We start from the raw sequence: 14,695 nt of genomic DNA, 5'->3' as shown, positions 1-14,695 counted from the left end.
TGGCCGGACTGAACAGCCGCATATCATATACCCAAGTCACCTCAAGATGCTAGGTTCAGCGTGATCGCTGTTGTTGGCGGCAGGTTCGCGACATCCCAATGCGCGATCCCCCAACCCAGAATTTCATGGGGTTTTGCGGTCTGTAATACGGCGGGTGGCGACATGCCCAAAAAGGTCATGGCCTGACAGAGCAATGGACCTGGCTGATGCTGGCTGATCGCTGGCGCATGATTTTGCTTGGACAGTTTATTGCCGTTTTCTGTGACGGCAAGCGGCAGATGCAGGTACTGCACTGCGGGTTGTCCCAACTGACGATAAAGGCCAATCTGGCGGCCAGTCGGCTCAATCAGATCGGCACCCCGGACGACTTCTGTGACGCCCTGAGCAATGTCATCCAGCACCACGGCCAGATTATACGCGTACAGGCCATCGCGGCGACGAATAATAAAATCTTCCTGAGCCAGCGCTTCCGGAATGGGAATCCAGCCGTGGCGCAGATCTTCAAATCCGGTCACCGCCGATTCAACCTTCAAGCGCACAGCACTGTCCTGAGCACTGTGATGGGCCGTCCGGCAGGTACCGGGATAAAAACCGCCGGCTTCTTTGATGGCTTTGCGGCTGCAACGACAGTAATACGCCTCTCCGCTGGCCAGCCACGCATCGATTTGTGCCTGATACAGGTGATGACGCTGGCTCTGATAGATCACTTCGCCATCCCAGTGCAGGCCGAAGGCCTCAAGGGTGCGTAGGATATCGTCCGCAGCACCCGGCATTTCACGCGGGGGATCCAGGTCTTCCATTCTGACCAGCCAGCGCCCTTGTCTGGCCCGGGCTTGGAGATAACTGCCGACAGCAGCGACCAGTGAACCGAAATGTAACGGACCGGAAGGAGAGGGCGCGAAACGGCCAGTGTAAGCAGATTGCATGGGCATGGTTTTCGTTGTCGGAACTGGAAAATAAAAAAGGGAGCCTAGGCCCCCTTTTACTCATTCTGGTGACAAAGGGCAGCTTAGCCAGCCATTTGTTTTTCTTTGATCTCTGCCAGTGTCTTACAGTCGATGCACAGATCGGCTGTCGGACGTGCTTCCAGGCGGCGGATACCAATTTCAACACCACAGGAATCGCAGAAACCGAAATCGTCATCTTCGATACGTTGCAGCGTCTTTTCAATTTTCTTGATCAGTTTACGCTCACGATCCCGGTTACGCAGTTCCAGGCTGAACTCTTCTTCCTGTGCTGCACGGTCAACTGGATCCGGGAAGTTAGCGGCTTCGTCTTGCATGTGGTTTACAGTACGGTCAACCTCTTCACGCAATTGGTTGCGCCAAGCTTCAAGAATCTTACGGAAGTGCTCAAGCTGAGCTTCACCCATATATTCTTCGCCGGCTTTTTCCTGATATGGGTCAACCCCAGCAATAGCCAGGATGCCTAGCGATTTTTTAACCTTGCTCTCTGGCATATAGCATCTCCTAACATATACCGAATAACCGTCACTGGTTAATTTTGGCGGGTATCTATAGCAGAAAGGATATAACGTGGCAATTGCTGCATCTCTTCAATTTTATACCAATGTGAAGAAAGCATCATTTTTCCTTATGACTGCGCAAATTCTACCCGCTGGCTTAACGTCAGCGCCGTGGGGCTGATGTCTGCACGGTAACAGAAGACTTCAACACCCGATTTTTCTGCTTGTTTTAGTAAGTCCTCATAGACCGGGTCTATATGGTGTGCTGCAGCGACATTTTCAATCCCTGAATGCAGGACAGCAAAAAATAAGACTGCACGCTGTCCGCTTGCCGCCACTTCCGCCAGCTCCCGTAAGTGCTTCTGACCTCTGGTGGTGACTGCATCGGGGAAGTATCCGCGACCGTCTTTTTCCAGCAGTGTCACACTTTTCACTTCGATAAAGCAGGCGGGCAGTGAAGGGTCGTCCAGTACAATATCTACCCGGCTGTTTTCAGTACCATACTTCACTTCCGTGCGCAATGAAGCATAGCCCGATAATTCAGGGATGTGGTCATTTTTGAGCGCTTCGACCACAATCTGGTTGGCTCTGGCTGTATTAATGCATATCCAGTCACCGGATTGCGTCTCGGTCATTTCCCAGCTGTGGGCATATTTTCGCTTCGGATTCTCGGAGGTGGAATACCAGATCGTTGCCCCCGGTTCAGCGCATCCGGTCATGGCGCCAGTGTTGGCACAATGCATCGTCATTTCCGTGCCATCGGGCAGGGCGACATCGGCCAAAAATCGTTTGTAGCGACGAATCAGGGTTGCGGGTTGCAGGGGTGGGTTGAAAATCATGGACTGTCCTGTGAAGCGTGATGAAGTGGCCATTGGTTGACCAATCGGTAACGGACACCGGGTCCGTCGACTTCAGAAATATACAGGCCAAAACGCTGAAAGTGAAAATGAAAATCGGGCGACAGGCTGTCCAGTACCGGACGCTGACGTACATTTTTCTTCAGGGTGATGTGCGGTGTGTATTGCCGGGTATCGCGCGGTAGGCCAGTCGCTTCGGCAATTTCTCCCAGTTGTTCTGCAAGTTGTAACAGCGCAGGCGGCGATTGCTCTGCGCCCATCCAGATCACCCGACTGCGTTTCCAGTAGCGGATAAAATTGAATACAACGTTGAAAGCTGGAATGGTCAGCTGTTCAGTTGCCTGAATCAGTTGCTGCTGTTGTGCCTCGGTTACCTGCCCGAGAAACGCCAGTGTCAGATGCAGATTTGCATCGGGCACGACACGTCCGCGGCCGGGAAAATGGTCTTTGAAATGGCAGAGTTGCTGATAAGGTTGCAGATTTTCTGCCGGTGGTTCGGTCAGCGGCAGGGCAAAAAACATCCGTTTGCCGTCTGTCTGCTGGCCGTAAACGGCGGGTTCGTTTGGCACAAAAGCATCTGTTGAAGTCATGGTTGCTACTCCTGACAGGGACAGGCGATCAATCTACCTGTGACTGACTCGAATACGCCGGTAGTTGCGGTTGGGCAGCCCGGCGCTGAACCTTACATCTTGCGGCGACATGGGTATACAATAGAAGCGTTTTTGCTAACCGGTTCAAACCTCAGCAAATCCAGCCCCTCAATCAAAGATGACACAAGGTGTTCACATTGTCACAGCTCCCCATTGAAGTTGTTCTGCCTGATATCGCTGCGACGCTTCAGCGCCAGACTCAGATTATTCTGAAAGCACCGCCCGGTGCGGGCAAATCGACCCGGCTACCGTTGTTTCTGCTGGAAAGCCAGCGCATTGACGGCAAAATCATTTTGCTGGAACCCCGGCGGCTGGCTGCGCGGAATATTGCTGCCTATCTGGCATCGCAACTGGGTGAGCGTGTGGGTCAGACGGTCGGGCTGCGGGTTCGGGGAGAAACCCGGACCAGTGCGGCGACAAAGCTGGAGATCGTGACCGAAGGGGTGATGACCCGGATGTTGCAGCAGGATCCGGAGTTATCCGGGATCGGCATGCTGATTTTTGATGAATTTCATGAACGCAGTCTGCACGCGGATACTTCACTGGCATTGGCGCTGGAAGTGCAGGAAGCGTTCCGGGACGATCTGACACTGCTGGTGATGTCCGCTACACTGGATCATCAGGCGCTGCAGTCACTGCTCCCGGATGCTGAGTATCTGTCATCTCAGGGACGTAGTTATCCGGTGGCGTTTCGGTATCAGCGTCAGGGCACCTCAGCTCAGCAGACGCCGGGTGTGTCGATTGAGTGGACGGGACGGCAGATCCTCCGGCTGCTGGACGAAGAAACGGGATCCATGCTGGTTTTTCTGCCCGGCGCGGGCGAGATCCGTCGTCTGGCGGAATGGCTGACTTCGGCTGTTACACCCGATGTGATACTGGCGCCGCTTTTCGGACAACTCGACAGCAAAGCCCAGCAACAGGCGATTCAGCCCGCCCCGGCAGGCAAACGAAAAGTGGTGCTGGCGACCAATATTGCGGAAACCAGTCTGACCATTGAAGGGATCCGGCTGGTGGTGGATTCCGGCTGGGAACGGGTTTCACAATGGGATCCGAAAACCGGGATCAGTCGGCTGGAATTAGTGCGGATTGCCCGCTCTTCGGCAGAGCAGCGTGCGGGCCGTGCCGGACGACTGGCGCCCGGCATTTGCCTGCGTTTGTACAGTGAAGACTTGCTGGCCCGCCAGCCCGCAGTTCCTCAGCCAGAAATTTTACGGGCCGATCTGAGTTCACTCGCGCTGGAACTGGCACAATGGGGATGTGCTGCGGCCAGCGAATTGCGCTGGTTGGATGTACCGACAGATGCTGCCATGCAGCAGGCACAGGCATTATTGTTGTCGCTCGGTGCACTGGATGCGCGCGGACAACTGACCACCAAAGGCCAGGTGATTCAGCAACTGGGGGCGGAGCCCCGGCTGGCAGCGATTCTGGCCCATGCGCAGTCGTTACCGGTGCCAGCTCAGATCACGGCAGCCATGCTGGTGGCTTTGCTGGAAGAGCCGGTGCGAGGCGTGGAGAATCCGGATTTATCCTGGCAACTTCATCTGATGGAATCGGGCAAGTTACCGCGTGCCTCACAGTATCTGCAGCGCGCCGGGCAACACTGGCATAAGCTCACCGGCCAGACGGCTCAAAAGCCGCAATGGCGGCTGGAGAGCCATTGGTTAGCAGAACTGATGGCAGCCGGTTATCCCGACCGGATCGCCTTGTCGCGTGGTCAGAACGGACGCTTTCAACTGGCAAACGGGCAGGGCGTCAGTGTTGATGATGCACAGGTGCTGGCCGGAGAGTCGGCGCTGGTCGTCGCGGATGTGGTGAAAACCCGTCAGGGAGACAGCCGGGTGTTCAGTGCGGTAGCCGCGGACATTGATCAGTTGCAACAGGCACTGCCGCAACTGTTCCACGAACAGGAGTGGCTGGACTGGGATGATAAAAAAGGGCGGCTTGTCGCAGAAAAGCAATGCTGTTGTGGCAAGCTGATCATCCGGCGAACCCCGATGGATAGCCCGGATCCGGCGCGAGCCAGTGAAGCTTTGCTGAATGCCATTCGCCGACAAGGCTTGCAGGTTCTCCCGTGGCAAGCGCACAGCGAAAATTTGCTGACTCGGGCCCGCTGCGCCCGGGAATGGCTGCCGGAGCTTGAATTACCGGCCTTGGATGAAGACAGTCTGCTGGTGGCATTGTCGCAATGGTTGCTGCCGTTTATGACGGGCATCAGCACCATGAAGGGACTGGCGAAGCTCGATCTGGTGGCCGCGCTGGAAGCGTATCTGGGGTGGGATAAGGCCAGGCTGTTAGACACGGCGCTGCCGACGCATTATGAAGTCCCGACAGGCTCTCGTTACCCGATTCGCTATCAGCCGGGACAGGCGCCGGTGCTTGCGGTGCGGATGCAGGAGATGTTCGGAGAACAGGCCTCGCCTTTGATTGCCAATGGCAACGTGGCTGTGGTACTTGAGCTGTTGTCTCCGGCCCAGCGGCCCCTTCAGATCACGGCCGATCTGGCCGCATTCTGGCAGGGCGCATACAAAGATGTTCAGAAAGAAATGAAAGGCCGCTATCCGAAGCATGTCTGGCCGGATGATCCGGCGACCCATGCACCCACGAGAAAAACGAAAAAATATTTATAACGTGCAGATCCAGCGATGTCCGTTCAGACCCAAAAAGAAATCATGATGACCCAAGCGTTGAAGTGCCGTCAGGCGGCTCCGAAAAAAACAACTGAGAAAAAGCCGGCTCCCAAGAAACCGGCCACGCCCCGAAAAGCCCCTGCCCGAAAAGGCACCAAGGCCGCGTCAGCGAAGAAAACGACTAAACCTGCGTCGAAAGCGCCGGCCAGAGGCAGCTGGTTGTCCCGGATCGGGCGCTGGGTGTTTTTCTCCAGTCTCAAGCTCGGACTTGCCATTCTGGCGGTCGTGTTCGTGATGGGCATCTATCTCGATAATCTGGTCCGGGACAAATTTGATGGCCAGCTCTGGGACCTGCCTGCCGTGGTGTATGGCCGGGTGCTGGATCTTGAGCCGGGGCAGGCGGTGACGCTCAGTGAGGTCCGCCGCGAACTGGATACCCTGCAGTATCAGAAGGTCAGAACACCGCAGCGGGCGGGCGAGTATTCTGCTTCGTCCACCCGGATTGAATTGATCCGTCGTCCGTTTGAGTTTGAGGACGGCTATGAAAGCCAGCGTCACGTGATGCTGACCTTTGATGACAGTGGTTTGCGTCAGGTGTTTGATCTGGGTCGCGAGAAGTCTTTGGGCTATCTGCGTATTGAACCCAAAATGCTTGGGATGCTGGGCACCAAAGAAGGGGAGCAACGTATCTTCACGCCCCGGAATGAGTTTCCGGAAGTGCTGGTGGATGCACTGCTTGCGACAGAAGATCGTGATTTCTACCATCATGGCGGCGTATCGCCCATGGCGATTCTGCGCGCTGCGCTGGTGAACCTGAAAGCCGGACGTACGGTGCAGGGGGGAAGTACCCTGACCCAGCAGCTGGCCAAGAATATCTTTCTGACCCGTGAGCGGTCGCTGTGGCGAAAAATTCAGGAAGCTTACATCGCGATTATCATCGATTACCGGTACAGCAAAGACAGGATCCTGGAAGCCTATCTGAACGAGGTTTATCTGGGACAGAGTGGCAGCCGCGAGATTCACGGCTTCGGGCTGGGCGCGCGCCTGTATTTCGGACGGCCGCTGCAGGAATTACGTATCGATCAACTGGCGATGCTGGTTGGGATGGTGAAAGGGCCGTCATATTACAATCCGTGGCGTCACCCGGAGCGTGCGAGAGATCGTCGGGATCTGGTGCTGCGTCTGATGCTGGATCAGGACATTCTGACGGGCAGAGAATACGAACAGGCGGCCACACGGAAGCTGGATGTACAGAAGCAGGCGGTGATCGCGAGTCGTCAGCCTGCCTATTTCCAGTTGCTGCAGCGCGAGCTGAAAGAGAAAGTGGGCAACCGTTTTACGCCGGGCGTCGGGTTGCGGATTTTCAGTACGCTGGATCCGGTTTCTCAGCAGGAAGCCGAGCAGGCGGTGGCGACCTGGATACCGGCGCTGGAGAAAAAAGCTGGTGGCGAAATTGAAACAGCGATGGTGGCCGTAGATCGCCATACCGGTGAAATCCGGGCGATGATTGGCGGCAGCCGTCCGGGTTATGCTGGTTTTAACCGGGCACTGGACGGGCGACGCCAGATTGGTTCTCTGGTGAAACCCGCGGTGTACCTTTCCGCATTGCGTCAGCCGGAGCAATTCAGTCTCGCGACCACGCTGGATGACAAACCCATCCTGCTCAAAGGCAATCAGGGCAGTGAGTGGCGGCCACAGAACTACGATCGGAAATTCCGTGGACAGGTGCCGCTCTATTACGCGCTGTCCCGTTCTCTCAATGTCCCGACAGTGAACCTGGGCCTCAAAGTCGGTTTGGATCAGGTTATCCATACGCTGACGGATTTGGGCGTGTCTGAAAATGAAGTACCGCGTCTGCCATCGATTTTGCTGGGCGCGATCACGCTGTCACCATTTGAAGTCAGTCAGATGTATCAGAGCCTGACCAGCGGCGGACGCCGGGCGGATCAGACGGCTTTGCGTGCCGTGGTCGATCGCCAGGGCAAGATGTTGTATCGCCACATTCCCTCAGGCCGTCAGGTTGTGCCGGAACAGGCTGCCTGGTTGACGACGTACGCCATGAAACAGGTCGTCAGTCAGGGCACGGGCCGCTATCTGCAACCCAGATTCGGCTGGGCAACGCTGGCTGGCAAAACCGGCACAACCGATGATACGCGGGATAGCTGGTTTGTCGGCGCGGATGGCCGGGAAGTGGTCACGGTCTGGATTGGCCGGGATGATAACAAGCCGGTGAAACTCACTGGCGCCAGCGGTGCACTGCGGTTATACAGTGGTTATCTGGAACGGCGTCAGCCGGAGCGGTTACAGCTGAACTGGCCGCAAAAACTGAGCACACTGAAGTATCACCGTCTGAACAATGGCACGCTGGGGCTGGATTGCCGGGGCGAACAGTCGCTCCCGGCCTGGGATCCGAACGGGCAACTGGCCGCACAGTGCCGCGAAAGCAAGCCGGAAGGCTGGATCAAAGAGATGTTTACCTGGTAAGGCCATGTGCCTGACCGGATGCACGGTACTGAGTTTAGTGTTCCGGATCGAAGTAGTATGAAATCCGGGCTCTCGGATTCAGATACTGACGGATGGGTTCAGGCAGTTTGTGGGGCAAGAGCGCCCGTTCGATGGTGAGTTCGCTTTCTTCCAGATCCAGAATCGGCGCTTCATTCGACGGTACGCTGGGTTCATAGATCAGAATATTCGGGTAAAGCAGCCGTTTTGCGTTCACGGAAATCACCATCCCGATTTGCTGGTTAGACAGCAGTACGACACTGCCCGGCGGGTAGACACCCATCATCCGGACCAGTTGCGCAATAAACTCTTCACTGTATTGTCCTTTTTTATGCTTGAACAAATAGGACAGTGCACTGTAGGGGATTCTGGCTTTCGAGGGGTCCATCGGGTGACACAGGTTGTCATAGGCGTTTACCACAGCCACCAGCTGGGCAAACCGGTTAATTTGATGTCCTTTGAGTCCCAGAGGATAGCCGGTGCCGTCCATCAGTTCATGATGCTGGCTGAGGATCGGTTTGGCCGCTTCGGGAAAATGCTCCCCTAATTCTGCCAGCTCAAGGCTGTATTTCGGGTGCAGCTTGAGGAAATTTGCCTCCGGTTCTGTCAGGGGCGAGATTTTCCGCAGAATATGGGTTGGGATTTTGTGTTTCCCAATGTCATGGAACAGTGCCCCCAGCGTAATTGTCTTAATATCGCGGGCGGGCATACCCTGCGATTTTGCCAGCAACATTGACAGAACAGCCACGTTCAGAGAGTGATAGTAAATGTCTTCCGACTCTTTGACATCGTTCATCAGATGTAAAGCCAGATTGTCGTTATCCAACAACGCATCAACCATATCATTCACCAGTTCCGATGCGTCTTTAAAGGCCGTGACAGGCCGGCTTTTAATTTTCTGAGAAATTGCACGTAACTGAGATAAAGAGCGCTGGAAGCTTTTCTCACAGCGCTGCAGGTTTCTTTTGTAGTTTTTCAGGTGTTCAATCCGACGCTGCTTTTCCTGCCACAGCTTATCTGCCTGTTTGTGAAGAAACCGGGTTTCCTGATCTGAAATGGGTTGTTGCGATGCGTTATTCGCTGAGAGAGGCTGGTTGTCGCTTTTGTCCGGAAAGTGGAAAACAAACTTCAGGCCCAGACCGCGAATGAGACGAATTTGGTGTTCATCCTTTATTTTGAAGTGATTCAGCATAAAGGGGTGCTCCGTCCATTGCAGCGGCAGCTTGATATACAGGCCGGGAGTTAAACACTCTGTCGGGAGTCTTACGCTTGTCATTACCTTGTTCTATCAAATTGAATGTCAGGCAGGACGATAACCGCCCTGTGAGTGTCATGCTGCGACATTGGGGCAGGGCTGGGTAAAAATTGCCGAAACAAGAAAGAGAACATTTATCACAAAGCCATCGAAAAATCGATTAATAAGAATAACGTCAGTAAAGAAATAGGCTGAAAGTAATGAAAGATGCTTATGGGAAATGAAGATAAAAAAAACCTCGCAAGAAGCGAGGTTTAAAAGATGGTGCCGACTACCGGAATCGAACTGGTGACCTACTGATTACAAGTCAGTTGCTCTACCTACTGAGCTAAGTCGGCGTTTTTTTGTTCTTAAGTTATTCTTAAAAACTAAATTTGGCTCCCCCTGCTGGACTTGAACCAGCGACATACGGATTAACAGTCCGCCGTTCTACCGACTGAACTAAGGGGGAATTGTTCTTTTTTATGACGTTACCAGAACACCACAAATCAAATTATGGTGCCTCGAGGCGGAATCGAACCACCGACACGAGGATTTTCAATCCTCTGCTCTACCGACTGAGCTATCGAGGCAACGGGGCGCATTAAAAAGGTTTTCCGGACTATCGTCAACGGTTTTCTAGAAAAAAAAGTGCGACTTCCCTTTTTTTGTGCTGATTGTCCGTATTTTGAGCTAAGTTCATGGCGTCAGCCTAAGCAGCACGGGGAATGCTGTGGTTTCATTCCTTAACTTTGTGTCATTTCTCTTACCATCTTGAATTCTGGAAAACACGTCTGCTGAGTTTACTTGATTTGTTGGTTGATTTTTATCCGGTGTAATCCTTACATCGGATGATAATTGTGACGCAGATCACTCCGTTTACTTATTTCGCAAATATAAATGAAACTGATAATTGATCTCATTATCTTCTGTCGGCATGATGTGCGCCCTGTTTAATGGGCAGAATATTGCTTTTCCTGATTGCGTTGTAAGTAGGTTGTCGTTTGGGGATGAAAAGTTTCTTGATAGGTATGTCGCTGGCCGTTGTGGCGGGTCTGTCCTGGGCAGGATCTGCGCAAGCTGCAGCACAGGTGCACTCCGCAGAACCTGTGGTTCAGACCAGCCAGTATCCATCCGATGCATGGTTGCGTGATGATTCGCGGCAATCGGCAAGGGTTCTGGATTTTCTGCGTGCTGAGAATCAGTACACGGCGCAAACCCTCTCTTCACAGCAAACCTTGGAAGCAGCGCTGTACCATGAGTGGCAATCCCGTCAGGCAGCGATTGCTGAAAGACCCTGGCATCTGGCCGGGACCTACAATTACCGCCTGAGCAAGGGGGTGTTGTGGCAACAGCACGCCAAGAGCGGGACAACGAAGACTGTTGCCGATTTGAGCAAACGCAGTCAGCATTCGGATTACTATCATCTGGGCAGTTGGCAAGTCAGCCCGGATCATCGTCTGCTGGCGATCACTGAAGATCGACGTGGCGACCGAAATTACACACTGACCGTGCTGGATCTGCGCACGGGTCAGATCAAAGCGACCTTGACTGAGACGGCGAGCACGGATCTGGCCTGGAGTCAGGACAGCCAAAGCCTGTACTTTGTCGGGAATGAATCCGGCACGTACCGACCATTTGAGGTGCGTCGCTGGGCGCTGACAGCGGCGACACAAACCACGATTTTCCGGGAAGACAATCCGGCCTGGTTCGCTTCTGTGTATGCAGCCACCGCGGATCAATACCTGATCATTCAGTCCAATAATCACAACACCAGTGAGCAGTGGCTGGTTCAGAGTAACAGGGGTCAGTTGCTGGGAATCATTCGCCCACGGGAATCCGGTATTGAATATTATGCCGATGTTCGTCATGGCCGTTTATATCTGTCCAGTAATCTGAACGGTGACTTTACGCTGTACCAGAGCGCCCTTCCGGAGATAGCCAACGAGGGTGCGTCGTATCAGGCAGCATGGCAACCACTCTGGCAACCGGAAAATGATCAGCACATCAAGAACTGGCTGCTGTTTCCCGACCACATTGTCCTGGAAGTGACAGAACAGAATCTGAGTCGTCTGGTGGTGCTGAACTATCAGGGGGCTGTCCAGAACGATAGCCTGATCACCCCTGCGGGTGGTGTCGCCTGGCTGTCGGGTAATACGAACCGCTATGGCCAGTCGGTGATGATCCGCAGGATGTCGATGACTCAACCGCCGCAGTGGCAAGCGTTTCATCTGAAGCAGCAGACCCTCAGGGTTGTGGCAGAAGATCGCTATCCCGATTTTGCCCCGGGCAATTACCGGACGGAGCAGATTCAGGTTCGCCATCAGGGCGTTTCTGTCCCGGTGACACTGGCGTATCGAGCCGATCGGTTGACGCAGACATCTCCGGTTATCCTTTACGGATATGGCGCTTACGGCACGCCGGTTCGCCCTTATTTCATGCCGCAAATCATCAGCTTGCTGGATCGGGGCGTGATCTATGCGATTGCACATGTCCGAGGTGGCGGCTACCTGGGACCGGACTGGTATACGCAAGGGAAAGGGGTCAATAAGCCCCGTGCTTTCGATGATTTTCTGGCTGTGGCTGAAGTGATGAAAGCTTTCCATCACGGCCAGAACCGCCCGATCCTGGCACTGGGCGGCAGTGCCGGTGGCACACTGGTTGCTGGCGCACTGAATCGACAGCCAGCATTGTTTGCCGGCGCTGTGCTTCAGGTGCCCTTTGTTGATGTGATCGCCACCATGTCTGACCCCAGCTTGCCGCTGACCCGTCAGGAATATGCAGAGTGGGGCGACCCGAGTGATCCGGTGCAGCGCGCCGTGATGGCGAGTTACAGCCCGAACGACAATATTTCCGCTCAGGCTTACCCCCCGATGCTGGTGACCGGCGGGCTGTATGACACGCAGGTTCCCTATTGGGAGCCCGCCCGGTGGGTGATGCGTGTGCGTGAAAACAGCCTGAGTCCGGGGCCGTATTTGCTTCAGACCGATTTGTCCGGCGGACACCGCCAGGATGCCCGGCAGGCACAACAGCAGCAAGCCCGCGAGTATGCTTTCCTGCTGAGTCTGGTGCCATCCGGGACTCAGTCCCCCTGATATGAAATTGAATCAGACCCGTCTGGCTTCCTGTGAAGCCGGAGGGGCTGCTTTTACCTGAATCAACCTTTCACTTGTAATTTTTTGTTGAGAACCGGAGTTTGCACCATGCAGTTAAAGCCTATCCCCCTGGCTTTGTATGCCTTGTCCAGTACCACTGGCCTGATGAGTTTTCACAGCCTGGCCGCCCAGCAGTCAGACGCGAAGACGATGGAAACCGTGGTTGTCACGGCAACCCGCATCGAGCAACCGTTGTCTGAAACCAACGGCTCTGTGGCCGTGATCACCAGTGACGATATTGAGCGAGAGGGATCGACCGAACTGTACGACGTGCTGTCTCATGAACCGGGTGTGAGTGTCAGTGGTGGGGCCGGTCGCCCGCAAAACATCACGATCCGTGGGATGAGTGGCAACCGGATTGCAGTGATCAAAGATGGTGTCAAAGTTGCCGATGGTTATGGTGCCAGTGATCTGAACGATGTCGCAGGCCACAACAGTTTTGATCTGGGTAGCGTCAAACAAATTGAAGTGGTGAAAGGGGCTGACTCGTCGCTTTATGGCTCTGGTGCGATAGGCGGTGTGGTGGTTCTGACATCGAAAACGCCGAGTGATTATCTGGGCAGCGACGATCACTATATTGACCTGGCTGGGGATATTCAGGCATCAGTGACAAATATACTTCGACGCTGACCACGGCAGCACGGATGGGTGATAGCGCGCATCTGGTGCGCCTCAGCTACTGGCAGGGCAGCGAGACCAAAAATCATGATCAGTCTCTGTATGTCCGGGATATTGACGGGATCAATGCGGCGCTGACCAGTGAATGGTTCCTCAATGACAACTGGCTGCTGAAAGGGAAGGTGGATTACTACAATCAGCAGGCTCGCCGGGCGCAGGGGATCGCCCCGACTCAGATGGACGGCATCTGGGAAGCCACGTCGTTTCTGGAAGAAGGAGAGACCACCACGTTGTTCGTGCGGGCAGGCGCAGAGTGGGAAGGAGAAAAGTTGCTGGCTGATCAGGCGGATATCAATCTGTATTACCGTCAGACCGACACAGCCAGTGACAAAGATGTTGGCATGCAGCGTACGCAGGAAGGGCTGGTATTCAAGCGTCGCCAGTCTGAAAACCGGGCTTTTAATGATCACCTGATCGGCGTGTCGTCTGATTTGCAAAAGCAGGTCAGCCTGGGGGATGTTGAACATACATTTGCCTGGGGGGTTGCACTGGAAAGTATGTTGCATGAGCGCCCGATCAATGTGCGTGTCGTGGACTGGACCGGCAACATGCTGAAGGACTCGGAGCCTTTCGCTACGGCCAGAACGAACACTTTTGGCATCTATGTGCATGATGACATTCGCTGGGGCAAATGGAATCTGGCACCGGGGCTGCGTTTCGACGTCCAGCAGATGTCGTCTGAGGTGGAGGACACCATTGGCGGCTACCCGCTGCATGAGCTGAACAGCAGCGAGCTTTCTCCAAGCCTGTCTCTGGCTTACCAGTGGACACCGGCACTGAAATATTACCTGAGTTACACCCATGGCTTTCTGGCGCCGTCTTATGCCAAGGCGTACGGTTTTGTCCCGCACTTGTCGAGTGATCTGGGGAATTTCGTGATCCGGCCCAATGCGGATCTGGATGCGGAAACCAGTGACAATCTGGAGCTGGGTGCTAAGTACGACGACGGTCAGCTGGCTGTCTATGGCGCATTGTTCTACTCCGTCTTCGATCATTTCATTTCTGAAAAAACCGTCGGCTGGAATGAGGCTGGCAAGTATGCCGAGGTGCAGTATCAGAACCTGGACGGTGTGAAAACCTATGGTGCCGAGATGACGGTCAGCTACTGGTTCAACGATCGTCTGAATCTGGCCTCGAAGCTGGGCATTGTTGACGGTGAAGATGAGCACGGTGAACCCATTCGGACCCTGACGCCGCTGGAAGGCAACACCATGCTGATTTACCAGCAGGACAGTCTGAATGGCTTCATGCGGGTGAATTACGCTGCGGCGATGGATCAGGTCCCCAGTTGTGCAGACAGTTTGGGGATCCGTCAGAACTGCGCAACGACTTCGGGCTGGATGACGGTTGATGCAGGTTTGGGCTATGACGTGACGCCGGATTTTCGTGTGAATGCGGCGGTGCATAACCTCTTGGACCGCGAGTACACCCGCTATCAGGACGTGGCCGGTGTCACTGAAGCACAAACGCGTTTCTCGACCGAGCCGGGCCGCTATTTCAGCGTGAACGCCAAGTACCGTTTTTAAG

The 14,695-nt window shown here is 54.6% G+C and carries 10 protein-coding genes and 3 tRNA genes; 5 read left to right on the top strand and 8 right to left on the bottom strand.

The genetic code is table 11. The features are described 5' to 3' along the window. Positions 1–41 precede the first annotated feature (41 nt). From gluQRS to thpR, 4 genes are all read right to left on the bottom strand, one after another. On the bottom strand, positions 42–926 hold the full coding sequence (gene gluQRS, locus KDD30_RS13360; protein ID WP_211649964.1) for a tRNA glutamyl-Q(34) synthetase GluQRS: 885 nt from the start codon (positions 924–926) through the stop codon (positions 42–44). A gap of 83 nt (positions 927–1,009) precedes the next feature. Further along, positions 1,010–1,459 carry an RNA polymerase-binding protein DksA gene (gene dksA / locus KDD30_RS13355; RefSeq protein WP_046220528.1) on the bottom strand — a complete coding sequence of 150 codons (450 nt, stop codon included), beginning with the start codon at positions 1,457–1,459 and terminating at the stop codon, positions 1,010–1,012. Positions 1,460–1,593: 134 nt separating this feature from the next. After that, positions 1,594–2,304 (bottom strand): DNA/RNA nuclease SfsA, encoded by a 711-nt coding sequence (gene sfsA, locus KDD30_RS13350; RefSeq protein WP_211646284.1) that lies wholly within the window; start codon positions 2,302–2,304, stop codon positions 1,594–1,596. Continuing rightward, positions 2,301–2,912 (bottom strand): RNA 2',3'-cyclic phosphodiesterase, encoded by a 612-nt coding sequence (gene thpR / locus KDD30_RS13345; RefSeq protein ID WP_211646283.1) that lies wholly within the window; start codon positions 2,910–2,912, stop codon positions 2,301–2,303. The genes sfsA and thpR overlap by 4 nt, the downstream gene beginning before the upstream one ends. 197 nt (positions 2,913–3,109) lie before the next feature. Between thpR and hrpB the strand changes: the two genes are divergently transcribed. Together hrpB and mrcB are read left to right on the top strand one after the other, a co-directional pair. Then, positions 3,110–5,599 carry an ATP-dependent helicase HrpB gene (hrpB, locus tag KDD30_RS13340; protein ID WP_211646282.1) on the top strand — a complete coding sequence of 830 codons (2,490 nt, stop codon included), beginning with the start codon at positions 3,110–3,112 and terminating at the stop codon, positions 5,597–5,599. A 45-nt stretch (positions 5,600–5,644) separates the two neighbouring features. Continuing rightward, the gene (gene mrcB / locus KDD30_RS13335; protein WP_211649962.1) at positions 5,645–8,083 is read left to right on the top strand and encodes a penicillin-binding protein 1B; all 2,439 of its coding nucleotides are present in this window, start codon (positions 5,645–5,647) and stop codon (positions 8,081–8,083) included. Between the two features lie 34 nt (positions 8,084–8,117). On the opposite strand, the gene KDD30_RS13330 is transcribed toward mrcB, so the two are convergent. The 4 genes from KDD30_RS13330 to KDD30_RS13315 all read right to left on the bottom strand — a co-directional run bounded on the left by KDD30_RS13330 (position 8,118) and on the right by KDD30_RS13315 (position 9,928). After that, positions 8,118–9,377, bottom strand: a complete 1,260-nt coding sequence (locus KDD30_RS13330; RefSeq protein ID WP_211646281.1) for an HD-GYP domain-containing protein — start codon at positions 9,375–9,377, stop codon at positions 8,118–8,120. Between the two features lie 241 nt (positions 9,378–9,618). After that, positions 9,619–9,694 (bottom strand) — tRNA-Thr (locus tag KDD30_RS13325). A gap of 37 nt (positions 9,695–9,731) precedes the next feature. Next, positions 9,732–9,807: transfer RNA gene (locus KDD30_RS13320), tRNA-Asn, on the bottom strand. Positions 9,808–9,852: 45 nt separating this feature from the next. After that, positions 9,853–9,928 (bottom strand) — tRNA-Phe (locus tag KDD30_RS13315). Positions 9,929–10,345: 417 nt separating this feature from the next. On the opposite strand from KDD30_RS13315, the gene KDD30_RS13310 reads away from it, so the two are divergent. From KDD30_RS13310 to KDD30_RS13300, 3 genes are all read left to right on the top strand, one after another. Then, positions 10,346–12,430: a prolyl oligopeptidase family serine peptidase gene (locus KDD30_RS13310; protein ID WP_211646280.1), complete on the top strand. Its 2,085-nt coding sequence runs from the start codon at positions 10,346–10,348 to the stop codon at positions 12,428–12,430. A 108-nt stretch (positions 12,431–12,538) separates the two neighbouring features. Then, positions 12,539–13,120, top strand: coding sequence for a TonB-dependent receptor plug domain-containing protein (locus KDD30_RS13305; RefSeq protein ID WP_211646279.1), 582 nt, complete (start codon positions 12,539–12,541; stop codon positions 13,118–13,120). A 14-nt stretch (positions 13,121–13,134) separates the two neighbouring features. Next, entirely contained in the window at positions 13,135–14,694 is a 1,560-nt protein-coding gene (locus tag KDD30_RS13300) for a TonB-dependent receptor domain-containing protein (protein WP_211646278.1), read from the top strand. Position 14,695: the final 1 nt, after the last annotated feature.

It is taken from the genome of Photobacterium sp. GJ3 (genome assembly GCF_018199995.1).
In the GTDB taxonomy this organism is placed as follows: Bacteria; Pseudomonadota; Gammaproteobacteria; order Enterobacterales; family Vibrionaceae; genus Photobacterium.
The sequence above is the reverse complement of the archived record's forward strand: the minus strand, read 5'-3'. Positions and strand labels throughout refer to the sequence as shown.